General features: G+C 58.5%; 22 protein-coding genes. 8 read left to right on the top strand and 14 right to left on the bottom strand.

Going from position 1 to position 24368, the window contains the following annotated elements; all coding sequences use genetic code 11:
- Position 1: 1 nt before the first annotated feature.
- The 13 genes from lpxA to rpsB form a co-directional block, all read right to left on the bottom strand.
- Entirely contained in the window at positions 2–778 is a 777-nt protein-coding gene (gene lpxA, locus KGB24_RS05305; RefSeq protein ID WP_008028983.1) for an acyl-ACP--UDP-N-acetylglucosamine O-acyltransferase, read from the bottom strand.
- Positions 775–1215 carry a 3-hydroxyacyl-ACP dehydratase FabZ gene (gene fabZ / locus KGB24_RS05300; protein ID WP_008028982.1) on the bottom strand — a complete coding sequence of 147 codons (441 nt, stop codon included), beginning with the start codon at positions 1213–1215 and terminating at the stop codon, positions 775–777. Before fabZ ends, lpxA begins: the two co-directional genes overlap by 4 nt.
- Positions 1216–1323: 108 nt before the next feature.
- Positions 1324–2379 (bottom strand): UDP-3-O-(3-hydroxymyristoyl)glucosamine N-acyltransferase, encoded by a 1056-nt coding sequence (gene lpxD / locus KGB24_RS05295; protein ID WP_008039404.1) that lies wholly within the window; start codon positions 2377–2379, stop codon positions 1324–1326.
- A gap of 3 nt (positions 2380–2382) precedes the next feature.
- Positions 2383–2886, bottom strand: coding sequence for an OmpH family outer membrane protein (locus KGB24_RS05290; protein ID WP_008028980.1), 504 nt, complete (start codon positions 2884–2886; stop codon positions 2383–2385).
- Between the two features lie 45 nt (positions 2887–2931).
- Positions 2932–5307: an outer membrane protein assembly factor BamA gene (gene bamA / locus KGB24_RS05285; RefSeq protein ID WP_008028979.1), complete on the bottom strand. Its 2376-nt coding sequence runs from the start codon at positions 5305–5307 to the stop codon at positions 2932–2934.
- Positions 5308–5381: 74 nt separating this feature from the next.
- Positions 5382–6734: a sigma E protease regulator RseP gene (gene rseP, locus KGB24_RS05280; protein ID WP_008039401.1), complete on the bottom strand. Its 1353-nt coding sequence runs from the start codon at positions 6732–6734 to the stop codon at positions 5382–5384.
- A 52-nt stretch (positions 6735–6786) separates the two neighbouring features.
- Positions 6787–7977, bottom strand: coding sequence for a 1-deoxy-D-xylulose-5-phosphate reductoisomerase (ispC, locus tag KGB24_RS05275; protein WP_223414406.1), 1191 nt, complete (start codon positions 7975–7977; stop codon positions 6787–6789).
- Entirely contained in the window at positions 7974–8780 is an 807-nt protein-coding gene (locus tag KGB24_RS05270; RefSeq protein WP_223414404.1) for a phosphatidate cytidylyltransferase, read from the bottom strand. Before KGB24_RS05270 ends, ispC begins: the two co-directional genes overlap by 4 nt.
- A complete protein-coding gene (gene uppS, locus KGB24_RS05265; protein WP_008028970.1) occupies positions 8780–9535 on the bottom strand; it encodes a polyprenyl diphosphate synthase in 756 nt (251 codons plus the stop codon). The genes KGB24_RS05270 and uppS overlap by 1 nt, the downstream gene beginning before the upstream one ends.
- A 13-nt stretch (positions 9536–9548) precedes the next feature.
- Positions 9549–10106, bottom strand: a complete 558-nt coding sequence (frr, locus tag KGB24_RS05260) for a ribosome recycling factor (RefSeq protein WP_008028968.1) — start codon at positions 10104–10106, stop codon at positions 9549–9551.
- Complete coding sequence (gene pyrH / locus KGB24_RS05255) at positions 10103–10846, bottom strand: UMP kinase (RefSeq protein WP_003172271.1); 744 nt, start codon at positions 10844–10846, stop codon at positions 10103–10105. The genes frr and pyrH overlap by 4 nt, the downstream gene beginning before the upstream one ends.
- Before the next feature lie 210 nt (positions 10847–11056).
- Positions 11057–11920, bottom strand: coding sequence for a translation elongation factor Ts (gene tsf / locus KGB24_RS05250; RefSeq protein WP_008028965.1), 864 nt, complete (start codon positions 11918–11920; stop codon positions 11057–11059).
- 193 nt (positions 11921–12113) lie between these two features.
- The gene (rpsB, locus tag KGB24_RS05245) at positions 12114–12851 is read right to left on the bottom strand and encodes a 30S ribosomal protein S2 (protein WP_008028964.1); all 738 of its coding nucleotides are present in this window, start codon (positions 12849–12851) and stop codon (positions 12114–12116) included.
- A gap of 373 nt (positions 12852–13224) precedes the next feature.
- Between rpsB and map the strand changes: the two genes are divergently transcribed.
- From map to KGB24_RS05225, 4 genes are all read left to right on the top strand, one after another.
- Complete coding sequence (gene map / locus KGB24_RS05240) at positions 13225–14007, top strand: type I methionyl aminopeptidase (RefSeq protein WP_008028962.1); 783 nt, start codon at positions 13225–13227, stop codon at positions 14005–14007.
- A 45-nt stretch (positions 14008–14052) separates the two neighbouring features.
- Positions 14053–16755: a [protein-PII] uridylyltransferase gene (locus KGB24_RS05235; RefSeq protein WP_223414403.1), complete on the top strand. Its 2703-nt coding sequence runs from the start codon at positions 14053–14055 to the stop codon at positions 16753–16755.
- 152 nt (positions 16756–16907) lie between these two features.
- Complete coding sequence (gene dapC / locus KGB24_RS05230) at positions 16908–18107, top strand: succinyldiaminopimelate transaminase (protein ID WP_223414402.1); 1200 nt, start codon at positions 16908–16910, stop codon at positions 18105–18107.
- A gap of 224 nt (positions 18108–18331) precedes the next feature.
- Entirely contained in the window at positions 18332–19087 is a 756-nt protein-coding gene (locus tag KGB24_RS05225; RefSeq protein WP_223414401.1) for a hypothetical protein, read from the top strand.
- A gap of 119 nt (positions 19088–19206) precedes the next feature.
- Here the strand turns inward: KGB24_RS05225 and KGB24_RS05220 are convergent, their stop codons facing one another.
- Positions 19207–20838 carry a Na+/H+ antiporter gene (locus KGB24_RS05220; protein ID WP_223414400.1) on the bottom strand — a complete coding sequence of 544 codons (1632 nt, stop codon included), beginning with the start codon at positions 20836–20838 and terminating at the stop codon, positions 19207–19209.
- A gap of 288 nt (positions 20839–21126) precedes the next feature.
- Here KGB24_RS05220 and KGB24_RS05215 point away from each other — a divergent pair, with 288 nt between their 5' ends.
- The 4 genes from KGB24_RS05215 (at position 21127) to KGB24_RS05200 (ending at position 24311) form a co-directional block, all read left to right on the top strand.
- Positions 21127–21489: an ArsC family reductase gene (locus tag KGB24_RS05215; RefSeq protein WP_008039388.1), complete on the top strand. Its 363-nt coding sequence runs from the start codon at positions 21127–21129 to the stop codon at positions 21487–21489.
- Positions 21490–21522: 33 nt separating this feature from the next.
- On the top strand, positions 21523–22557 hold the full coding sequence (gene dapD, locus KGB24_RS05210) for a 2,3,4,5-tetrahydropyridine-2,6-dicarboxylate N-succinyltransferase (RefSeq protein ID WP_008039387.1): 1035 nt from the start codon (positions 21523–21525) through the stop codon (positions 22555–22557).
- Positions 22558–22704: 147 nt separating this feature from the next.
- Positions 22705–23910: a cysteine desulfurase gene (locus tag KGB24_RS05205; RefSeq protein WP_223414000.1), complete on the top strand. Its 1206-nt coding sequence runs from the start codon at positions 22705–22707 to the stop codon at positions 23908–23910.
- Positions 23907–24311: a SufE family protein gene (locus KGB24_RS05200; protein ID WP_223414001.1), complete on the top strand. Its 405-nt coding sequence runs from the start codon at positions 23907–23909 to the stop codon at positions 24309–24311. Before KGB24_RS05205 ends, KGB24_RS05200 begins: the two co-directional genes overlap by 4 nt.
- The last annotated feature ends 57 nt before the right edge of the window (positions 24312–24368 follow it).

Below are 24368 nucleotides of genomic sequence, written 5' to 3'. Positions count from 1 at the left end.
ATTAACGTGTGATGCCGCGGGTCGAAGACTGGATGGAGTCACGGAACACCGCAACTTCCGGGAATTGCTCCGAAGGTTCGGCCAGCTCCGCGAGTGCCTGCTCAACCGTGAGGCCCTGGCGATAAACCACCTTGTAGGCACGGCGCAGGGCGTGGATCGCGTCTTCGCTGAAACCACGACGGCGCATGCCTTCGAAGTTCATGCTGCGCGCTTCGGCCGGGTTGCCGAACACCGTGACGTACGCTGGAACGTCCTTGCCAATGGCGGTACCCATACCGGAAAAGCTGTGGGCGCCGATGTGGCAATACTGGTGAACCAGGGTAAAACCGGACAGGATCGCCCAATCTTCAACATGCACATGGCCCGCCAACGCGGTGTTGTTGACCAGGATGCAATGGTTGCCGATGACGCTGTCGTGGCCGATGTGAGCATAGGCCATGATCAGGTTGTGATCGCCCAGGGTCGTTTCGGAACGGTCCTGAATGGTCCCGCGGTGAATGGTCACGCCTTCACGGATGACGTTGTGGTCACCGATGACCAGACGGGTTTCTTCACCCTTGTATTTCAGATCGGGCGTGTCTTCGCCTACCGAAGAAAACTGGTAGATGCGGTTGTGCTTACCGATTCGGGTCGGGCCTTTGAGAATCACATGCGGCCCGATTACTGTCCCCTCGCCGATTTCCACACCAGCGCCGACGATCGACCAAGGGCCGACCTCGACGTCGTCGGCCAGGACGGCCGTCGGATCGATGATTGCGCGAGGGTCAATCAAACTCATACTTTTTGTTCCGCACAGATGATCTCGGCCGAGCAGACCGGCTTGCCATCTACCGATGCCTGGCATTCGAACTTCCAGATCTTGCGCTTGCAGCTGATGAACGTGGCTTCAAGGATCAACTGGTCGCCAGGCTTGACCGGCTGACGGAAACGCAGTTTGTCGGAGCCTACGAAGTAGTACAGGGTGCCATCAGCCGGCTTCACGTCCAGCATCTTGAAACCAAGGATCCCGGCAGCCTGAGCCATCGCTTCGATGATCAGTACGCCCGGCATGATTGGATGCGCAGGGAAGTGACCATTGAAGAACGGTTCGTTGATGCTGACATTCTTGTAGGCGCGAATGCGCTTGCCTTCCACATCCAGATCCACGACCCGGTCCACCAGCAGGAACGGGTAACGGTGAGGCAGGTATTCGCGAATCTCGTTGATGTCCATCATTTCGGGGGGAAGCCTATGTAAAGATTGGGAACGCGCGACTGACGCGCGCTCCTCTAGCAAATCAAGGAGGCAGTCTAGCGGCTGTGCACACTTGATATGGAAATGGTATCAGCCATCTGATGAAGCAATACCGTCAGGGGTCACTTCCCCTACTCGCTTTTCCAGCTGTCGCAGCCGCCGCGCGATGTCATCGAGCTGACGGATACGTGCCGCGCTTTTGCGCCATTCGGCAGCCGGTTGCATGGCCGTGCCGGAAGAGTAGGAGCCCGGCTCGGTAATCGAGTGGGTCACCATGGTCATTCCGGTGATGAAAACCTTGTCGCAAATTTCGATATGTCCCACCAGCCCTACGCCACCGGCGAGCATGCAATGCTTGCCGATTTTGGTGCTGCCGGAAATCCCCACGCACGCAGCCATGGCAGTGTGATCACCGACCTGAACGTTGTGGGCGATCTGAATCTGATTGTCGAGCTTGACGCCATTACCAAGAATGGTATCGGCCAGTGCACCGCGGTCGATGGCAGTATTCACGCCGATCTCCACATCGTCACCGACCAGAACGCCACCGATCTGGGCGATTTTCTGCCAGATGCCTTTCTCGTTGGCAAAGCCGAAGCCTTCGCCACCCAATACTGCACCGGACTGAATCACCACCCGCTTGCCGATACGCACGTCGTGATACAGCGTGACGCGCGGTGCGAGCCAGCCACCTTCGCCGATAACGCTACGAGCGCCAATGAAGCAATGTGCGCCGATGGTCGTACCTGCATCAACTCGCGCCCCGCTCTCGATGACCACAAAGGCACCGATGCTCGCCGCTGGATCAACCACCGCGTCCGCCGCAATCACTGCGGTCGGATGAATGCCGGCAGCCGCCTTGGGCTTGGGATCGAACAGGTGGGAAACACGAGCGTAGGCGGCGTACGGATCAGGTACGACCAATGCATTCCCGGCAAAACCTTCAGCGTCAGCGGCTTTCAGCAACAGAGCTGCAGCCCGGCTGTCAGCCAGGTATTTGCGGTATTGAGGATTTGCCAGAAAGCTCAACTGAGCTGGGCCAGCCTCTTGCAAAGTGGCTAGCCCAGTAATTTCCTTCTCTGGGTCGCCACGTAGAGTGGCGCCGAGGAACTCGGCCAACTGGCCGAGTTTTATGGTCGCTGTCATGGATTACTTCAGCTGATTCATGCGCTCGATAACCTGGCGAGTGATGTCGTACTGAGGTTTGACATCAATCACTGCGCCACGCTCGAAGACCAGGTCAAAAGCACCTTTCTTGATGACTTCTTCCACAGCGCTGTCCAGTTTCGGCTTGAGCTGCTTCAGCATTTCACGGTCGGCAACGGCTTTGGCTTCGTTCAATTCCTTGGACTGGAACTGGAAGTCACGGGCCTTTTGCTTGAATTCAAGTTCCAGGCGCTCACGCTCGCCTTGCTGCATCTTGTCGCCGCCAGCCATCAGACGGTCCTGAATACCCTTGGCACTGCTTTCCAGCGTCTTGAGCTTGGTCAGTTGCGGGCCGAACTTCTTCTCTGCATCCACGGCGTACTTCTTGGCCGCGTCGGATTCCAGCAGAGCCATTTGATAGTTCAGAACGGCGATTTTCATGTCGGCAAAAGCCGGACCTGCTACCAGTACGGTCGCCAGGAGAACCAATTGAGTCAACTTACGCACGATGCACTCCTACAAAATCCATTGTCGTTATCTTGGGTCAGACGCTTAGAACGTCTGGCCGAGGGAGAATTGGAACACTTGAGTTTCAGCCTCATCCGGTTTCTTGATCGGCATGGCCAACGCGAAACTCAGAGGGCCCAGTGCGGTAACCCATGTCACACCTACACCGACAGAGCTGGCCATGTTGCTCAGGCTGATGTCGTTGCACTTGGTGTTGGACGACGAACCGTTCGCGTTGGTGGTGTCTTTGCACGATGAGTCGAAAACGTTACCCACATCCCAGAATACCGAGGTACGCAGGGAACGCTGATCCTTGACGAACGGCAGAGGGAAAAGAACTTCGACCCCGCCCTGGATCAGGACATTACCACCGAACGGCAGCGGATCCTGGTCCGGATCAAGCGCCGTACCCGGGTTGGTACCACGGCTCGGCGTACTGCGAGGACCCAAGGTACTGTCCTTGAAACCACGAACCGAGTTGAAACCACCAGCATAGTAGTTTTCATAGAACGGCAAGCCATCGGTCGAACCGTAGCCATCGCCATAACCCAGCTCGGTATGCAGGCGCATGGTGTAGTTTTCGGTCAACGGCTGGAACAACTGGCCACGGTAGTCGAGTTTGAAGAACGACAGGTCGCTGCCAGGCGTCGTGGTTTCCAGCACAAGGCTTTGCGAATGACCACGGGTCGCCAGCACGCCTTTGTTCAGGGTCGACTCGGACCAACCGGCCGAAGCCTTGAAGTTCAGGTAGTTGTCGCCTTCCTTGTTAACGAAGTCGAAGATCTCGTCAACGGTGTACACACCGGTCTTGATCTTGTCTTGTTGTGCAGTCAGGCCGAAGGTCAGACGCGAAGTCTCACTGATCGGGTAACCGACACTCACGCCTGCACCCAGGCTGTCTACGGCATAGCTGGCAACGTCGACGTCAAGGTCTTTGTAGTCAGTGGTGCGATAGAACGCGTTGTAACCCAGGCTCACACCGTCAGCAGTCCAGTACGGGTCGACATAACCGAAGTTATAGCGGCTCTGGTACTCACTGCGGGTCAAGCCAACGCTGACCTTGTTACCGGTACCGAGGAAGTTGTTCTGGGTGATCGAACCACCGAGGATCAGACCGGCACTCTGTGCAAAGCCGACACTGGCGGTAATCGAACCGGACGCTTGTTCTTCAACGCTGTAGTTCACGTCAACCTGGTCATCGACACCCGGTACAGCCGGGGTTTCGACGTTGACTTCCTTGAAGAAGCCCAGACGCTCAAGACGGGTCTTGGATTGGTCGATCAGGTAAGTCGAAGCCCAGCCGCCTTCCATCTGACGCATTTCACGGCGCAGCACTTCGTCTTCGGACTTGGTGTTGCCACGGAAGTTGATGCGGTTAACGTAAGCACGCTTGCCCGGATCGACCGCGAAAGTGATATCGACGGTGTGGTCTTCATCATGCGGCTGAGGTACGCCGTTGACGTTGGCGAAGGTGTAACCCTCGTTACCCAGGCGACGGGTGATCAGTTCGGACGTGGTAGTCATCAGCTTGCGCGAGAACACCTGACCTTTCTGCACCAGCAACAGGGACTTGACCTGATCTTCAGGAACTTTCAGGTCGCCGCTCAGCTTGACGTCACGAACGGTGTACTTCTCGCCTTCGTTGACGTTGACGGTGATGTAGACGTGTTTCTTGTCCGGGGTGATGGACACCTGGGTCGAAGCGATATCCATGTTGATATAGCCACGGTCCAGGTAGTAGGAACGCAGACGCTCCAAGTCGCCGGACAGTTTTTCACGAGCGTACTTGTCGTCGTTCTTGAAGAACGACAACCAGTTGGTGGTCTTGAGTTCGAACAGGTCGATCAGGTCTTCATCAGGGAAGACCGTGTTACCCACCACGTTGATGTGCTGGATAGCTGCAACGGTGCCTTCGTTGATATTGACCTTGAGGCCGACGCGGTTACGCGGCTGCGGCACCACTTCGGTGTCAACGGTAGCCGAATAGCGACCCTGAGCGACGTACTGACGCTGCAGCTCGTTGCGAACACCTTCGAGGGTGGCGCGCTGGAAGATCTCGCCTTCGGCCAGACCGGATTGTTTGAGGCCCTTCATCAGGTCTTCAGTGGAGATCGCCTTGTTACCCTCGATCTCGATACTGGCAACGGACGGACGCTCGACTACCGTAATGACAAGGACGTTGCCATCACGGCCCAGCTGGATATCTTGAAAGAACCCGGTTTTGAACAGCGCACGAGTGGATTCCACCAGGCGACGATCATCCGCCTGTTCACCGACGTTTAACGGCAAAGCACCAAAGACGCTACCCGCGGAGACCCGCTGGAGGCCATTGACGCGAATATCAGAGATAGTGAAGGACTCGGCGTGAACTTCGGCGATCATCAATACGGTGAGAACCGCAGTTAGCAGCAGACGTTTCATGAAGTCCTTTCTTATTCCAACTGGCAATAAACAAACTGCCGCAAAATGCGGCAGATTCGCAATTCAGCGAAGTGTTACAGACGACCCAAATCATTGACCAGAGCGAGCAACATCACCCCGACCACCAAACTGATGCCGATCTGTATCCCCCAACCCTGCACCCGATCCGACAAGGGGCGACCACGCGCCCACTCAATCAGATAAAACAACAAATGCCCCCCATCCAGTACCGGAATGGGCAACAAATTCAGAACCCCCAGGCTAATACTCAGATAAGCAAGGAAATTCAGGAAATCAGCGACGCCCGACTGGGCAGAAGCGCCCGCCACTTTAGCAATGGTTATCGGTCCACTCAAGTTTTTTACCGAGAGCTCACCGAACAACATTTTCTTGAGCGAATCGAGGGTCAGTATGCTCATGGTCCAGGTGCGTCGAGCCCCCTCGCCAATCGCGGCCAAAGGACCGTAACTGACCTCGCGAATCATCTCCGGCGGCCAATCGATCGCCTTCACCCCGGCGCCGAGATAACCACTGGGCGACTTTTTCTCGCCGCGAGCAGCGAGCGTCACAGGGACGTCGATTTGAGCACCATCGCGCTCGACGCGCAGCATGATTTTGGTATCAGGATGAATACGGACGATATCGACCACTTGTTGCCAGTCATCGAGCGCCTTGCCATCCAGGGCCAACAGCCGGTCACCGGTTTTAAGGCCGGCAGCCTGCGCCGGGCCTTTCGGATCGAGTTCCGCCAACACCGGCGGCAGCGCCGGACGCCATGGGCGAATACCCAGCGAGCGAATCGGATCCGGCTCGTCAGCGCCCTTGAGCCATTTATCCAGCACCAGCTCACGCGGCGAATCCGCTGTGGAACCCTGCTCACGGACCAGCAACTGAAGGGAACCGCTCTCGCCAAGACGGCGAACCAGCTGCAGATTTACGGCGCCCCAGCCCGAAGTCGGCTCACCATCAATGGCAACAATTTCCTGACCTGCACTCAAACCCGCCCTGGCGGCGATGCTGCCGGATTCAACGGCGCCGATGACTGGCCGCACCTGCTCGCTGCCAAGCATGGCGAGCACCCAGAAAAAAATCATTGCCAGCAAGAAGTTGGCAATCGGCCCCGCCGACACGATAGCAATGCGCTGACGGACGGATTTGCGATTGAAGGATTGGTCGAGCTGATCGGCCGGCACTTCACCTTCGCGCTCGTCGAGCATTTTTACGTAGCCACCCAGCGGGATGGCAGCAATCACGAATTCAGTGCCTTTCTTGTCGTGCCAGCGCAGCAACGGCATACCGAAGCCCACGGAGAAACGCAGCACTTTGACTCCACAGCGACGTGCGACCCAGAAATGGCCGAATTCGTGGAAAGTGACCAGCACGCCCAGGGCTACCAGGGTGCCGACAATCATATAGAGCGCGCTCATCTACTTTCTCCGCAACTTATCCAGTGCTGCATGGGCCAACGTATTGCAGCACTTACCGCCCGTGACGACTCAACCAGTGCCCGGCCAGTACTCGCGCTTTCGCGTCAGCCGTGAACACCGCCTCGAGATCATCCACCGCAACCACGGGCTCGAGATTTAACACTTCTTCGATGATACTCGCGATTTCCAGATAGCGAACCCGCCCGTCGAGAAAGGCCGCGACAGCCACTTCATTCGCCGCATTGAGCATGGCTGGCGCGCTATTGCCAGCCTCTGCGGCCTGACGCGCCAGGCGCAGACATGGGAAACGCTCTTCATCGGGGGCCTGGAAATCCAGGCGCGCAATGGCAAACAGATCCAGCGGTGCGACACCCGAATCGATGCGTTCCGGCCAGGCCAGCGCATTGGCAATAGGCGTGCGCATGTCGGGATTACCCAACTGAGCCAGGACCGAACCATCGATGTAATCGACAAGCGAATGAATCACGCTCTGCGGGTGAATCACCACTTCGACCTGCGACGGCTTGGCATCAAACAGCCAGCAGGCTTCGATCAGCTCGAGGCCTTTGTTCATCATGCTGGCCGAATCTACCGAAATCTTGCGCCCCATGGACCAGTTCGGATGGGCACACGCCTGATCAGGGGTTACATGCACCAGCTCAGCCATAGGCGTCTGCCGGAAAGGACCACCGGAAGCCGTCAGCAAGATACGACGGACACCGACCGCACCCAGACCACGGGCGAAATCCTGCGGCATGCACTGGAAAATCGCGTTGTGTTCGCTGTCGATCGGCAGCAGCACCGAACCGCTTTTACGCACGGCCTGCATAAACAACGCACCGGACATCACCAGTGCTTCTTTATTGGCCAGGAGTATTTTCTTGCCGGCCTCGACCGCCGCCAGCGTCGGGCGCAGGCCCGCCGCACCGACAATAGCGGCCATGACGGCATCGACTTCAGGGTCGGCGGCGACCTGACACAGCCCCTCCTCCCCCACCAGAACGCGGGTCGACAACCCCGCCGCACGCAAGTCGTCCTGCAAGCCTCGGGCAGCGCCCTGCTCTGGCACGACAGCGAACCGTGGCGTATGACGGACGCACAACGCGAACAACTCACTCAGGCGAGTGAAACCGCTCAAGGCGAACACTTGATAACGTTCGGGATGACGGGCAATGACATCGAGCGTGCTCAGACCGATCGAGCCGGTAGCCCCCAGAACGGTAATCTGTTGAGGGCGGCTCACGGTGCCGCCATCCACAGCAACACCGCGAACACCGGAATCGCTGCCGTCAGGCTGTCAATACGATCGAGTACACCACCGTGGCCGGGCAGCAGATTGCTACTGTCCTTGATCCCGGACTGGCGCTTGAACATGCTTTCGGTGAGATCACCCACTACCGAGATCAACACGATAATTGCGGCACCGATCAACCCTTTGAAAAGCTCGGCAACCGTCCAGTCGCGAACCAGGCCGACAATGACGGTGATGACCAGGCTCAGTGCGAGGCCGCCATACACGCCTTCCCAGCTCTTGCCGGGACTGACCTGTGGCGCCAGCTTGCGCTTGCCGAAGGCCCGACCGGAAAAGTAAGCACCGATGTCGGCGCCCCAGACCAGCACCATGACCGCCATGATCAACCAGTTGCCCAATGGGTATTGTTTGATCTGCACCAGACCTTGCCAGGCCGGCAGGAGAATCAACAGGCCGATCACCAGCTTGGTCGCCGCACTGGACCAACGCTCGCTCGAACGCGGATACGTCAACACCAGGTACGTCGCCACGCCCCACCACAGCACCGAAGCGCCCAGCACCCAAGGTGCGAGCCCCGGCAGGATGTGCATGACAAACAGCATCAAAGCGACCACTGCAGCATAGGCAACGCGGAACGGCTGCTCAGTGAAACCCGCCAGACGCGCCCATTCCCAGGCACCGAGGGTCACGACCAGCCCGATGAACAGCGCGAAACCGGAGCCTTCGAGCAGGAAAAACCCGCACAAGGCGATCGGCAGCAGGATCAGCGCGGTGATGATTCGTTGTTTGAGCATTAAACCCGGGCCCCAGCCTCGACCTGCTCGCTCGTTTTACCGAAGCGGCGCTGGCGAGAAGCGAAATCGGCCAGCGCGGTGCGCATGGCGTCGTGTTTGAAGTCCGGCCAGAACAGGTCGGAGAAGTACAACTCGGCGTAAGCCAGTTGCCACAGCAGGAAGTTGCTGATGCGGTGCTCGCCACCGGTACGGATGCACAAGTCCGGCAGCGGCAGATCGCCGGTGGCCAGACAGGTTTGCAACAGCTCCGGGGTGATATCTTCCGGGCGCAGATGCCCGGCCTGAACTTCCCGCGCCAGACGCTGTGCGGCTTGCGCGATGTCCCACTGACCGCCGTAGTTGGCGGCGATCTGCAGAACGAAGCGATTGGCGCCTGCGGTCATCGCTTCCGCCTCACGCATCGCAGCCTGAAGCTCTGGATGGAAACGCGAACGGTCACCAATGATACGCAGACTGATGTTGTTGTCGTTGAGGCGCTTGGCCTCACGACGCAACGCCTTGAAGAACAGGTCCATCAAGGCACTGACTTCATCAGCCGGACGCTGCCAGTTCTCGCTGGAGAAGGCGAACAGAGTCAATACCTCGACCTTGGCCTCGGCACAAACCTCGATCACTGCACGAACCGCATCCACGCCCGCTTTATGCCCGGCGACACCCGGCATAAAGCGTTTTTTCGCCCAGCGATTATTGCCATCCATGATGATCGCGACATGACGCGGCACCGCGGACGGCACTGACTGCTTGGTCTTTTCCATGAAAACGCGACCCTTATACGGCCATCAGGTCTTTTTCTTTCTGCGCCAAATTCGCGTCGATTTCAGCCACGTACTTCTTGGTCAGATCATCAATTTCGCCAGTGGCGCGACGTTCTTCGTCTTCACTGATTTCCTTTTCCTTGACCAGATCCTTGAGTTGGCTGTTCGCATCACGGCGGATGTTGCGCACGGCAACACGGGCATCTTCAGCGACATCGCGAGCCTGCTTGGTGAAGCCCTTGCGGGTCTCTTCGGTCAGGGCCGGCATGGAGATCAGCAGCAACTCACCGAGGTTCGTCGGGTTGAGGTTCAGACCGGCGCTGCCGATAGCCTTGTCGACGGCACCGAGCATGTTGCGCTCAAAAGCAACGACCTGCAGGGTACGGGCGTCTTTGACGGTGATGTTCGCCACTTGCTTGATCGGGGTGTCGGAACCGTAGTACGGCACCATCACACCTTCAAGAATGCTTGGGTGCGCCTGGCCAGTACGAATACGGCCGAAGTTGTGCATCAGCGACTCGACGGATTTCTGCATACGCTCTTTAGCGTCTTTCTTGATTTCGTTGATCATTGTTGGCCTTCCTCGATCAGGGTCCCTTCAGCGCCGCCATGCACGATGTTCAGCAGGGCGCCGGGCTTGTTCATGTTAAATACGCGCAACGGCATCTTGTGGTCGCGGCACAGGCAAATGGCGGTCAGGTCCATCACACCCAGCTTGCGATCCAGCACTTCATCGTAGGTCAGATGATCGAACTTCTCGGCATGCGGGTCTTTGAATGGATCAGCGGTGTAGACGCCATCGACCTTGGTCGCCTTGAGCACGACATCGGCATCGATTTCGATTGCTCGCAGGCAGGCCGCCGAATCCGTGGTGAAGAACGGATTGCCGGTACCGGCCGCGAAGATCACGACCTCCTTGGCATTCAGGTGACGCATGGCCTTGCGGCGATCGTAGTGATCAGTCACGCCAACCATGGAAATCGCCGACATCACGATGGCCGAGATATTGGCACGTTCCAGCGCGTCGCGCATGGCCAAGGCATTCATCACGGTGGCCAGCATGCCCATGTGGTCGCCGGTGACCCGATCCATGCCGGCCGCGCTCAGCGCTGCACCGCGAAACAGGTTGCCGCCGCCGATCACCAGGCCGACCTGGACGCCGATGCCGACCAGTTGGCCGACTTCCAGCGCCATGCGGTCCAGAACTTTCGGATCGATCCCGAACTCTTCCGAGCCCATCAGGGCCTCGCCGCTAAGCTTGAGTAGAATGCGTTTATAGCGAGCCTGATAACCACTGCCCTGCTGAGCCATTGCGAATCTCTCCTGCGGCGTATTTTAAAAATTCTTTGCGAGCTGTTTACAGCTGGCGTTCACTCTAGCTTGGCGCTGCTTCAGCGCCATCGGAACATGGCTTTGTAAGCCAGTTCCAAAAGGAAACCAATTAAAAATTGGTGCCCCATCTGAAAAGAGGCTGCGCGCGTAAGCGGGCAGCCTCTTCAGGGCGACAGTTAAAAAACCGTCTTATTGCTTGGCGGCAGCCAGCTGGGCAGCAACTTCTTCAGCGAAGTTGTCGACCGGCTTCTCGATGCCTTCGCCTACTTTGAAGTAGGTGAAAGAAACGATTTCTGCACCGGCTTTCTTGGCCAGTTCGCCAACCTTGATTTCAGGGTTCTTGACGAACGCCTGCTCAACCAGGCTTGCTTCAGCCAGGAACTTGCTGATACGGCCTTTGACCATGTTCTCAACAATGTTTTCTGGCTTGCCTTTGATTTTTTCTTCGTTCAGCTGCAGGAACACGGCTTTTTCGCGCTCGATAGCTTCAGCAGAAACTTCCGATGGCAGCAGGAACTCAGGGTTGCTGGCCGCTACGTGCATAGCGATGTCTTTGGCCAGCTCAACGTCGCCGCCTTTCAGAACAACCGCAACACCGATTTTGTTGCCGTGCAGGTAACCACCAACAACATCACCTTCAACGCGAACCAGGCGACGGATGTTGACGTTTTCGCCAACCTTGCCGACCAGTACCAGGCGAGCAGCTTCTTGAGCTTCGATCAGCGGAGCGACGTCAGTCAGCTTGTCGGCGAACGCTTTTTCAACGCTGGCAGCAACAAATGCCTTGAAGTCGTCCTGCAGAGCCAGGAAGTCGGTCTGCGAGTTCACTTCCAGCAGAACGGCGGATTTACCGTCTTCTTTCAGAGCGATAGCGCCTTCAGCAGCCACGTTGCCTGCTTTCTTGGCAGCCTTGATGGCGCCCGAAGCACGCATGTCATCAATGGCTTTTTCGATGTCGCCGCCAGCCTTGGTCAAGGCCTTTTTGCAGTCCATCATGCCTTCGCCAGTACGCTCGCGCAGTTCTTTGACCAACGCTGCAGTAATCTCTGCCATTTCAAAATTCCTCTTGGATAGGTTTTCAACCATTCCACCCGATCGAACGGGCGTTCAATTCTTCCCGAACCACCCTTGTTAGCAGCTGCAAGTTACAAATGATGTAAATGCGCCACCGGACAAATGGTTTTCGAGGTGGCAAAAAGGGGGCCAAGCCCCCTTTTTGCTTACTGAGTCAACGCCAAGGCGTCAGTTACTCAGCTGCAGCTGCCGGAGCTTCTTCAACGAACTGCTCGGTGCCGCCAGCAACGTGGTTGCGACCGCGGATTACAGCGTCAGCCATCGAACCCATGTACAGCTGGATAGCGCGGATTGCGTCATCGTTGCCTGGGATGATGTAGTCAACGCCTTCCGGGCTGCTGTTGGTATCGACTACGCCGATAACCGGGATACCCAGCTTGTTGGCTTCGGTGATCGCGATGCGCTCGTGATCAACGTCGATAACGAACAGAGCGTCTGGCAGACCGCCCATGTCCTTGATACCACCCAGGGAACGATCCAGCTTTTCCAGGTCACGGGAGCGCATCAGCGCTTCTTTCTTGGTCAGCTTGGCGAAAGTACCGTCTTCGGCTTGTACTTCAAGGTCACGCAGACGCTTGATGGAAGCACGGATGGTTTTGAAGTTGGTCAGCATGCCGCCCAACCAGCGGTGATCGACGTACGGCGAACCGCAACGTGCTGCTTCTTCAGCAACGATCTTGCCAGCGGAACGCTTGGTGCCGACGAACAGAATCTTGTTTTTGCCCTGGGCCAGACGCTCTACGAAAGTCAGAGCTTCGTTGAACATTGGCAGGGTTTTTTCAAGGTTGATGATGTGGATCTTGTTACGCGCGCCGAAAATGTATTTACCCATTTTCGGGTTCCAGTAACGGGTCTGGTGACCGAAGTGCACACCGGCCTTCAGCATATCGCGCATGTTGACTTGGGACATGATAGTTCCTTAATAAGTCGGGTTTGGCCTCCACGTATCCCAATGACCAACCAGCAGCATCAGCTGAAGGCACCCAGGTCATCGTGTCGACACGTGTGTGGATTTAAGCCTTTCGGGGTATCCCCGGAAAGCGGCGCATTTTATATCACAAGGCTCGCAAAAACGGAACCCGGATTCTCAATTCCTGACGCGCGCCTTTATCCGCGCCCTTGGAATCGCTCAAGAATGCGCCTATCTATAGAGAGAAGCGATGTACAGAGGCTCAGATTTGCGCTGTTCGTCTGTTAGAATCGCGTTTTTCAGGGCGGCGAACATTGATCGCACACTGCCCATTCCGTTTTGACAAGCGCCATCGAGCGTAGAGAGAGCCTGTATGACCGTCACCCTCAAAACCCCGGAGGACATCGCAAAAATGCGTGTCGCCGGCAAACTGGCCGCCGATGTGCTGGAAATGATTGCTGAACATGTCAAGCCAGGCGTCACCACTGAAGAGCTGGACCGCATCTGCCACGACTACATCGTCAACGTGCAGCAGGCCATCCCTGCCCCGCTCAACTACAAAGGCTATCCGAAGTCGATCTGCACCTCGATCAACCACGTGGTCTGCCACGGCATCCCGAACGAGAAGCCATTGAAGGACGGCGATACGCTGAACATCGACGTCACCGTGATCAAAGACGGCTACCACGGCGACACCAGCCGCATGTTCCACGTCGGCACCGTGCCGGTCTGGGCCGAGCGCCTGTCGCAAGTGACCCAGGAATGCATGTACAAGGCCATCGAAATCGTCAAACCCGGCTGCCGCCTGGGCGACATCGGTGAAGTGATCCAGAAGCACGCCGAAAAGAACGGCTTCTCGGTGGTTCGCGAGTTCTGCGGCCACGGCATTGGCAAGGTGTTCCACGAAGAACCGCAGATCCTGCACTACGGCCGTGCTGGCACCGGCATGGAACTGAAAGCCGGCATGACCTTCACCATCGAGCCGATGATCAACCAGGGCAAGGCCGACACCAAGGTGTTGGGCGATGGCTGGACCGCGATCACCAAGGACCGCAAGCTCTCGGCCCAGTGGGAACACACCCTGGCAGTGACCGAAACCGGTTACGAGATCTTCACCCTGCGCAGCGACGACACCATCCCGCGCGTTTCGGCCTGATCCGGTCCGCACAGCTCTCAGCCTTATAGATAGGAAAGCCAATCGATGCCGCAGGTGGATCCCGAACTCTTCGACCGTGGCCAGTTCCAGGCTGAACTAGCCCTGAAGGCCAGCCCGATCGCGGCCTTCAAGAAGGCGATCCGCCAGGCGCGCGAGGTGCTCGACGAGCGCTTTCGCAGCGGCCGGGAGATTCGCCGGCTGATCGAGGATCGTGCGTGGTTCGTCGACAACATCCTGCAAAAGGCCTGGGAGCAGTTCAACTGGAGTGAAGATGCCGACATCGCGCTGGTCGCGGTCGGCGGCTACGGTCGCGGGGAATTGCACCCTTATTCCGATATCGATTTGCTGATCCTGCTGGACAGCGCCGACCACGAAGTTTTCCGCGATTCCATCGAGCGTTTTCTGACGTTGTTGTGGGACATCGGCCTGGAAGTCGGTCAGAGCGTTCGCTCGGTTGAAGAATGCGCCGTTGAAGCCCGCGCCGACCTGACGGTCGTCACCAACCTGATGGAAAGCCGCACCATCTGCGGCCCCGAGCGATTGCGCCAGCGCATGCTCGACGTCACCAGCACTGCGCACATGTGGCCGAGCAAGGACTTCTTCCTCGCCAAGCGCGCCGAGCAGAAAGCCCGTCATCACAAGTACAACGACACCGAATACAACCTGGAACCAAACGTCAAAGGCTCGCCCGGCGGACTACGGGATATTCAAACGATTCTGTGGGTCGCCCGTCGCGAATACGGCACCCTGAACCTGCGGGCATTGGCCGGCGAAGGGTTTCTGGTCGAGAGCGAAAACGCCTTGCTGGCTTCATCCCAGGAATTCCTGTGGAAAGTCCGCTACGCGCTGCACATGCTCGCTGGCCGTTCCGAAGACCGCTTGCTGTTCGACCACCAGCGCTCGATTGCCGGCCTGTTGGGTTTCAAGGGCGATGACGCCAAGCAAGCCATCGAAAACTTCATGCAACAGTATTATCGGGTGGTCATGAGCATCGCCCAGCTCAGCGACCTGATCATCCAGCACTTCGAGGAAGTCATCCTCGCGCCCGAAGACGAAGCGCCGCCGCAGCCGATCAACTCGCGGTTCCAGTTGCACGACGGCTACATCGAGGCGCGCAACGACAACGTGTTCCGCCGCACGCCGTTCGCCATGCTCGAAATCTTCGTGCTGATGGCCCAGCAACCGGAAATCAAAGGCGTGCGTGCCGACACCATTCGTCTGCTGCGGGAAAACCGGCACCTGATCGACGACGATTTCCGCAACGACATTCGTAATACCAGCCTGTTCATCGAACTGTTCAAGTGCAAGATCGGCATTCACCGCAACCTGCGGCGGATGAACCGTTACGGCATCCTCGGGCGCTATTTGCCGGAGTTCGGCTTCATTGTCGGGCAGATGCAGCACGACCTGTTTCACATTTATACGGTCGACGCGCACACCCTGAACCTGATCAAACACCTGCGTAAGTTGCAGTACACGCAAGTGTCGGAAAAATTCCCGCTCGCCAGCAAACTCATGGGCAAGCTGCCCAAGCCCGAGCTGATCTACCTCGCCGGCCTGTACCACGACATCGGCAAGGGCCGGCATGGCGATCACTCGGAAATCGGCGCAGTGGACGCCGAAGCCTTTTGCCAGCGCCATCAATTGCCGATCTGGGACAGCCGCCTGATCGTGTGGCTGGTGCAGAACCACCTGGTGATGTCGACCACCGCCCAGCGCAAGGACTTGTCCGACCCGCAGGTGATCCATGATTTCGCGCAGATCGTCGGTGACGAAACCCGCCTTGATTACCTGTACGTGCTGACCGTCGCCGACATCAACGCAACCAACCCGACGCTTTGGAATTCCTGGCGCGCCAGCCTGCTGCGCCAACTCTACACCGAGACCAAGCGTGCGTTGCGTCGCGGCCTGGAAAACCCGGTGGATCGCGAAATGCAGATCCGCCAGACCCAGAGCGCCGCCCTGGACATTCTGGTACGCGGCGGCAACGACCCCGACGACGTCGAGCAGTTGTGGTCGCAACTGGGCGATGACTATTTTCTGCGTCACACCGCCGGCGATGTGGCCTGGCACACCGATGCGATCCTCCAGCAGCCGGCCGATGGCGGCCCGCTGGTGCTGATCAAGGAAACCACCCAGCGCGAGTTCGAGGGCGGTACGCAGATCTTCATCTACGCACCGGACCAGCACGACTTCTTCGCCGTGACCGTGGCCGCGATGGACCAACTCAACCTGAACATTCACGACGCCCGGGTCATCACCTCCAGCAGCCAGTTCACCCTCGACACCTACATCGTGCTCGACACCGACGGCGACTCGATCGGCGATAACCCGGCGCGGGTCAAACAGATCCGCGAAGGCCTGACCGAAGCCCTGCGCAACCCGGACGATTACCCGACGATCATCCAGCGTCGCGTACCGCGCCAGCTCAAGCATTTTGCGTTCGCGCCTCAGGTGACGATCCACAACGACGCCCAGCGCCCGGTGACGGTGCTGGAGCTCAGCGCCCCGGATCGCCCGGGCTTGCTGGCGCGGATCGGTACAATTTTTCTGGAATTCGACCTGTCATTGCAGAACGCCAAGATCGCCACGCTCGGCGAGCGCGTGGAAGACGTGTTCTTCATTACCGACGCCAACAACCAACCGTTGTCTGACCCACTGTTGTGCAGCCGTTTGCAGGATGCGATCGTCGAACAGCTCAGTGTCAGCCAGGAACCCGATATCAAACTGTCGCGCATAAGCATTTGAATTGGCCGGCTCTTTGTAGGAGCTGGCTTGCCAGCGATGGACTTGAAGGCCCCGCGCTTACCCGATAAGCACGCGTCATCGTTAACGACCATCGCCGGCAAGCCAGCTCCTACAAAGGGCAGGCAGGCCTCCACATTGAACGAGATCTACCGATGAACAACGCTCTGTCCCAATTGCAGCCTTACCCGTTCGAGAAGCTCCGCGCCCTGCTCGGCAGCGTCACGCCAAACCCGGACAAACGCCCTATCGCGCTGTCCATCGGCGAGCCGAAGCACCGTTCGCCAAGCTTTGTCGCCGAAGCCCTGGCAAGCAATCTGGACCAGATGGCCGTTTATCCGACCACCCTCGGCATTGCGGCCCTGCGCGAAGCCATCACCGCGTGGTGCGAACGCCGCTTCAACGTGCCGAACGGCTGGCTCGACCCGGCGCGCAACGTACTGCCGGTCAACGGCACCCGCGAAGCGCTGTTCGCGTTCACTCAGACCGTAGTCAACCGTGGCGACGACGCCCTGGTGGTCAGCCCGAACCCGTTCTATCAGATCTATGAAGGTGCCGCGTTCCTCGCCGGCGCCAAGCCGCATTACCTGCCGTGCCTGGACGAGAATGGCTTCAACCCGGACTTCGATGCCGTTTCCCCGGACATCTGGAAGCGTTGCCAGATCCTGTTCCTGTGCTCGCCGGGCAACCCGACCGGCGCGTTGATCCCGGTCGAAACCCTGAAAAAGCTGATCGCCCTGGCCGATGAGTACGACTTCGTGATCGCTGCGGACGAGTGCTACAGCGAACTGTATTTCAACGAACAAACCCCGCCCGCCGGCCTGCTCAGCGCCTGCGCGGAACTGGGCCGCAAGGACTTCAAACGCTGCGTGGTGTTCCACAGTCTGTCCAAGCGCTCCAACCTGCCGGGCCTGCGTTCGGGTTTTGTGGCGGGTGATGCCGACATTCTCAAAGGCTTCCTGCTGTACCGCACCTACCACGGCTGCGCGATGCCGGTTCAGACTCAACTGGCCAGCGTTGCCGCCTGGAATGACGAAGTGCATGTGCGCGCCAACCGTGCGTTGTATCGCGAGAAGTATGACGCGGTGCTGGAAATCCTCGGCCCGGTGATGGACGTGCAGCGCCCGGATGGCGGTTTTTACCTGTGGCCGAATGTTGAAGGTGATGACGAGGCGTTCTGCCGCGATCTGTTCGTCGAAGAACACGTGACCGTGGTGCCTGGCTCCTATCTGTCCCGTGACGTTGACGGCGCGAATCCGGGTGCCGGTCGGGTGCGCATGGCGCTGGTTGCGCCACTGGCTGAGTGTGTGGAAGCCGCTGAACGTATTCGCAGCTTTATAACTCGCCACAAATAAAACAAAACTTGCCTGCACTGTGCAACGCAGTGCAGGCATTAACCACCCTCGCAATAACAACTAATAAATACCAACTTTACGCCCAACTACACACTCAACTAATCTCCCGCCAGAGCCGCATCAACTTAACAACTTCATAGTTTTACAATCCAAGACTGATGCGCAAAACAAAACCAAGTAAACATCTTCAGAAAAAACAACTTTAATAATACATGGATGTATATATGACAAACGCACCTTGTTGCCTCATTGAAAAACCAGTAGACCTCCAGGCTGCTTACGAGACTGCCATCGCCGAAAACCCTGCGAATCGGCTAACTTCAGTGCCCGGACGTAAAAAGCGCGCAGTCGCCAGGCACACCTACTTCTGGGCACCGGGCCGCACATTGCGCATTGCTTTTCTGAACGGTGATCAAAGTTTTAAGGACGCCGTCAAGGCTGCGGCCAATAACTGGCTGCCACACATTAACCTGAAGTTCGAATTCATCGAAGGCGAGGAAGGTGATATTCGTATCAAGAGCGAACCAGGCGTGTACTGGTCCCACATCGGCACCAGCGCCTTGACCGAGACAGATCAAAGCCTCCCGACCATGCTTCTGTCACCGGACCACCAACTTTCCTTGAAATTCTTCAACGCCAATACCATGCACGAATTTGGCCATGTACTGGGCGCAGAACATGAACACCTGCACCCGGAGTCGAACATTCCCTGGAACAGACAGGCCGTCTACGCGGCACATGGCGTGCCTGAAGGCGCTGACGAGGATAACTACACGCGACGCATCGTTGACGCACGCTACTTCAACCTCCTTGACCCCAGCGAAGTTGTTCACTCACCTTATGATCCAAAGTCGATCATGCACTATCCCGTGCAGCAGGACTGGACCGAAGGCGACTTCGAGATCTACCTCAACCTTGTTCTCAGCGAAAAAGACAAAGCATTCATGGCCGAAGTTTATCCCTCTTCCACCACGGACTAATGTCTCTCTCTTGAACATTTGCCTTGTCGCACTAATGCCTCTTACGACCGGCATTCAGTGATGCATTATCAAGCTTTCAAGGAACTCGCCAAGGGCGACCGGCATCAGCCGCAACAGGGCTATTTCACGACGCCCAGATTAGCCTCGCTCAAATCGAGTTCTCCCAGCACCTCGCGCAACACGTCATCACCAATCTGGTGGTGACGGCTGAGCTTGTACAACTCCAGGCGTTGCGCCCGCAGCGCCTTCAAGCACAGACGCCGTTCCAGCAGGTCCATCTGAAACGCCAGCGCCTGGGCTTCCGCCGAATCGTTGAAAACCTCCAGTTGATGCCGATACTCGGACATGATCCGTGCCTTGAGTTCGACAGCGAGCGCTGCCTGGGCAGCGTCCTGCGGATTGGCCTCTTCGGTTTCGAGCGCATGAATGGCGGCTTCGGCGGTTTTGCGCCAGGCATCGCGCACTTCACTGCGACGTTTGTCGTCAGGGCTCTTCTCGATGCCGCGCAGCAGCAATGGCAATGCAATACACGCGGCAATCAGCGACAGCAGAATGACCCCGGCCGCGATGAAAATCAGCAGATCGCGCTCAGGAAACGCCTCATTCCCCATCAGTATCGGAACTGACAACACACCCGCCAGCGTCACCGCACCGCGCACCCCGCCGACGGTCAACAACCAGCAGGAACGCGCCGTCGGCACTTGCGTCATTTCGCCCTTGCCGCGCCAGCGACGCAGCAGCCCCGACAATCGCCAGATGCTCTGCACCCAGACAAACCGCAACACCACCAACACCAGGAAAATCGCCACCACGTCGAGGCAGCGATACAGCAGCGTTGGCCACAACGACGTTTCGTGGCTGGCCACGGCTTTGATGATGTCCGGCAACTGCAACCCCAGCAGCAGGAAGATCAGCCCGTTAAACGCGAACTCCAGCAGTGACCAGACGCTGCGGTTGAGCAGTCGGGTGCTGGTCTGGCGCGGCAGCAGATCGAGCCAGCTCTGCATCATCCCGGCCGCCACGGCAGACAGAATCCCCGAGCCCCCCAGGCGTTCGGCCAGCACGTAAGCCGCAAACGGCAGCAACAACATGAAGACAACGTGCGTCGCAGGATCATCCCAACCGCGAGCGATCATCCACGAGCGCAAACGCCCGACCAGCCAGCTCAACGCAACACCGACCGCGAGGCCACCGACCGCCACAAACACGAACGTCAGGCTGGCGTTGGCCAGCGAGAACACCCCGGTCACCGCCGCGACCAGGGCGAACTTGAAGGTCACCAGGCCCGACGCGTCATTCATCAGCGCCTCGCCCTGCAGCATGTGCATCAGTGGCGTCGGCAGACGGTTTTGAGAAATCGCCGAGACGGCCACCGCATCCGTTGGCGACAACACCGCCGCAAGGGCAAAGGCCACCGGAAGCGGAATGCTCGGCAGCAACCAGTGGATGAAGTAACCCGCACCGACGACGGTAAACAGCACCAGGCCGACCGCCAAGGTCAGGATCGGCCCCCGCAGTCGCCAAAGTTCGCGCTTGGGCATGCGCCAGCCGTCGGAGAACAGCAGCGGCGGCAGAAACAAAAACAGAAACAATTCCGGGTCCAGGGCGACGTGCAAACCGAGTGTCGGCCAGGCCAGCAAGGCACCGGCACCGATTTGCACCAGCGGCAATGGCAACAGGATCACGCGTCCGACCAAGCGAGAAACACTGACCAGCATCAACAGGATCAGGACGGTGTAGGCGGTTTGCATAAAGCGCGGTTCCCGGACAATCGACAGCATTGAAGTGCCATATTAGCCGCTTAGACTGCGGGTTGACCGTTGTACCAATGTCGCAGGCTGTCGCCAGTCTCGAAAAAACCCCAAACCCTGTAGGAGCCGAGCTTGCTCGCGAAAGCGGCCTGACATTCAACATTGATAGTGGCTGACCTGCCGCTTTCGCGAGCAAGCTCGGCTCCTACAGGGTTTTGCGTTTTAAGCGGACGGTCATGGCATAATCCGTCACCTTTTTTTTCCAGCACCTGTAAAGGGGGCAATTCCTTGACCGATTCAAGCAAAACGTTGCACCTTTTCGGCATCAAAGCCTGCGACACCATGAAAAAGGCGCGCACCTGGCTCGATGAACACGCTGTCAGCTATGACTTTCATGATTACAAAGCGGTCGGAATCGACCGTGAACACCTGAGCCAATGGTGCGACGAGCACGGCTGGCAAGTGGTGTTGAACCGTGCAGGCACGACCTTTCGCAAGCTCGACGACGAACGCAAAGCCGATCTCGACCAGCCGAAAGCCATCGAACTGATGCTCGCACAACCCTCGATGATCAAGCGCCCGGTGCTCGATCTCGGTGACCGAACCCTGATTGGCTTCAAGCCAGATATCTACGCGGCAGCGCTCAAGTAAGCCAGCCCGTTCAATTTTGTTAGAGGTATTTACATGTCCACTTCCGTATTCAGCCTGGCCTTTGGTGTCGGCACTCAAAATCGTCAGGGCGCATGGCTCGAAGTGTTTTACGCTCAGCCGCTGCTCAACCCGTCGGCCGATCTGGTCGCGGCCATCGCGCCGGTTCTGGGTTACACCGAAGGCAATCAGGCCATCGCGTTCAGCACCGCCCAGGCTTCGCAACTGGCTGAAGCACTGAAAGGTGTCGACGCAGCCCAGGCTGCCCTGCTGACCCGTCTGGCCGAAAGCCACAAGCCGCTGGTCGCCACCATTCTGGCCGAAGATGCGCCGCTGACTTCCACGCCTGAGGCTTACCTCAAGCTGCACCTGCTGTCCCATCGTCTGGTCAAGCCGCACGGCCTGAACCTGGCCGGCGTGTTCCCGCTGCTGCCGAACGTCGCATGGACCAGCCAGGGCGCGATCGACCTTGCCGAACTGGCCGAACATCAACTGGAAGCCCGTCTGCGCGGCGAGCTGCTGGAAGTGTTCTCGGTCGACAAATTCCCGAAAATGACCGACTACGTCGTGCCCGCCGGCGTGCGTATCGCTGACGCGGCCCGTATCCGTCTGGGCGCTTACGTCGGCGAAGGCACCACCGTGATGCACGAAGGTTTCGTCAACTTCAACGCTGGCACCGAAGGCCCGGGCATGATCGAAGGCCGCGTTTCCGCTGGCGTGTTCGTCGGCAAGGGTTCGGACCTGGGCGGCGGTTGCTCGACCATGGGCACCCTGTCGGGCGGCGGCAACATCGTGATCAAGGTTGGCGAAGGCTGCCTGATCGGCGCCAACGCCGGTATCGGTATCCCGTTGGGCGACCGCAACACCGTTGAATCGGGCCTGTACGTGACCGCTGGCACCAAAGTGGCGCTGCTGGACGAAAACAACAAACTGGTCAAAGTCGTGAAGGCTCGTGAACTGGCCGGTCAGCCGGACCTGCTGTTCCGCCGCAATTCGGAAACCGGTGCCGTGGAATGCAAAACCCACAAATCGGCGATCGAACTGAACGAAGCGCTGCACGCTCACAACTAAGCCACACGACCACCCGCACCTGTGTAGGAGCGAGCCTGCTCGCGATGGACGTCAACGATAACGCGCGGCATCAGACAGCCCGTGTCGTCCGCGCGATCATCGCGAGCAAGCTCGCTCCTACATAGGTCAGGCGTACAGGCGAACACCATGATGATTCTCTCCCCCTGGCGCGCCGATTTTCCGGCCATCGCCGCCCTGCAACGGCAAGACCAGACCTATCTGGACAACGCCGCCACCACGCAAAAGCCTCAAGCCCTGCTGGATGCCCTGGCGCATTACTACGCCAATGGCGCAGCCAACGTGCATCGGGCGCAACACTTGCCCGGCGCGCATGCCACCCAGGCGTTCGAGGACAGCCGCAATAAAGTCGCGCAATGGCTGAATGCCGGTGATTGCGGGCAGATCATCTTCACCCACGGCGCGACCTCTGCGCTGAACCTGCTGGCCTATGGCCTGGAACACCTGTTCAATCCGGGCGATGAAATTGTCATCAGCGCCCTGGAGCACCACGCCAACCTGCTGCCATGGCAGCAACTGGCCCACCGTCGCGATCTGAAACTGGTGATCCTGCCGCTGGACGCCGACGGCTTGATCGACCTGGATGCCGCCGCCGCGTTGATCGGCCCGCGAACCCGCTTGCTGGCGGTCAGTCAGCTGTCCAATGTGCTCGGCGCCTGGCAGCCATTGCCCGCGCTGCTGGCGCTGGCCAAGGCACACAACGCGTTGACCGTGGTCGATGGCGCCCAGGGCGTGGTCCATGGCCGGCACGATGTGCAGGTGCTGGGTTGCGACTTTTATGTGTTTTCCAGCCACAAGCTCTATGGCCCGGATGGCCTGGGGGTGTTGTTCGGCCGCCATGAGGCGCTCAAGCAAGTGCGCCATTGGCAGTTCGGCGGCGAAATGGTGCTGGATGCGGATTACCAGCACGCGCGCTTTCGTCCTGCTCCGCTCGGTTTCGAGGCTGGAACGCCGCCGATCTCCAGCGTGATTGGTCTCGGGGCGACGCTCGATTACCTCGCCGGCCTCGATCAAAGCGCGGTTTCGGCCCATGAAGCCGCGCTGCATGACTATTTGTTGAAAGGTCTTGAGGCGCGCGACGGCATTCGCTTGCTGGGCAAACCGCAACTGGCCCTGGCGAGTTTTGTCGTCGAGGGTGTGCATAACTCTGATCTGGCGCACTTGCTGACAGAACAGGGGATCGCAGTTCGCGCCGGTCATCACTGCGCGATGCCGCTGCTGAAAAGCTTTGAACTGGCCGGGGCGATTCGGGTGTCGTTGGCGCTTTACAACGATTCCGAGGACCTGCAACGGTTCTTTGATGCGCTGGATCAAGCGCTGGAGTTGTTGCGATGAACCTCCCCGCTGATGCCGAAATGGCGCTCGAAACTTTTCAGGCCGCCACCGGCTGGGAGCAACGGGCGCGACTGCTGATGCAATGGGGCGACCGGCTGCCGGCGTTGAGCGATGTGGATAAAGTCGACGCCAACCGCGTGCATGGCTGTGAAAGTCAGGTGTGGCTGGTGGGATCGTTGCAGGACGGTCACTGGCAGTTTGCCGCGAATAGTGACGCACGATTGATTCGCGGGTTGGTGGCGTTGCTGCTGGCGCGGGTTAACGGGTTGTCGGCGGCCGAATTGCAGCAGGTGGATTTGCCGGACTGGTTCAACCAGCTTGGACTCAGCCGACAGTTGTCACCTTCGCGCAGCAATGGCCTCAATGCCGTGCTCCAGCGAATGCGAGAACTCGCCCTGTAGGAGCCGGCTTGCTGGCGATGGCATCACTGCGGTGTAACTGAATGACCGCATCGATGC

It is taken from the genome of Pseudomonas sp. BF-RE-25 (assembly GCF_019956105.1).
In the GTDB taxonomy this organism is placed as follows: domain Bacteria; phylum Pseudomonadota; class Gammaproteobacteria; order Pseudomonadales; family Pseudomonadaceae; genus Aquipseudomonas; species Aquipseudomonas migulae.
The sequence above is the reverse complement of the archived record's forward strand: the minus strand, read 5'-3'. Positions and strand labels throughout refer to the sequence as shown.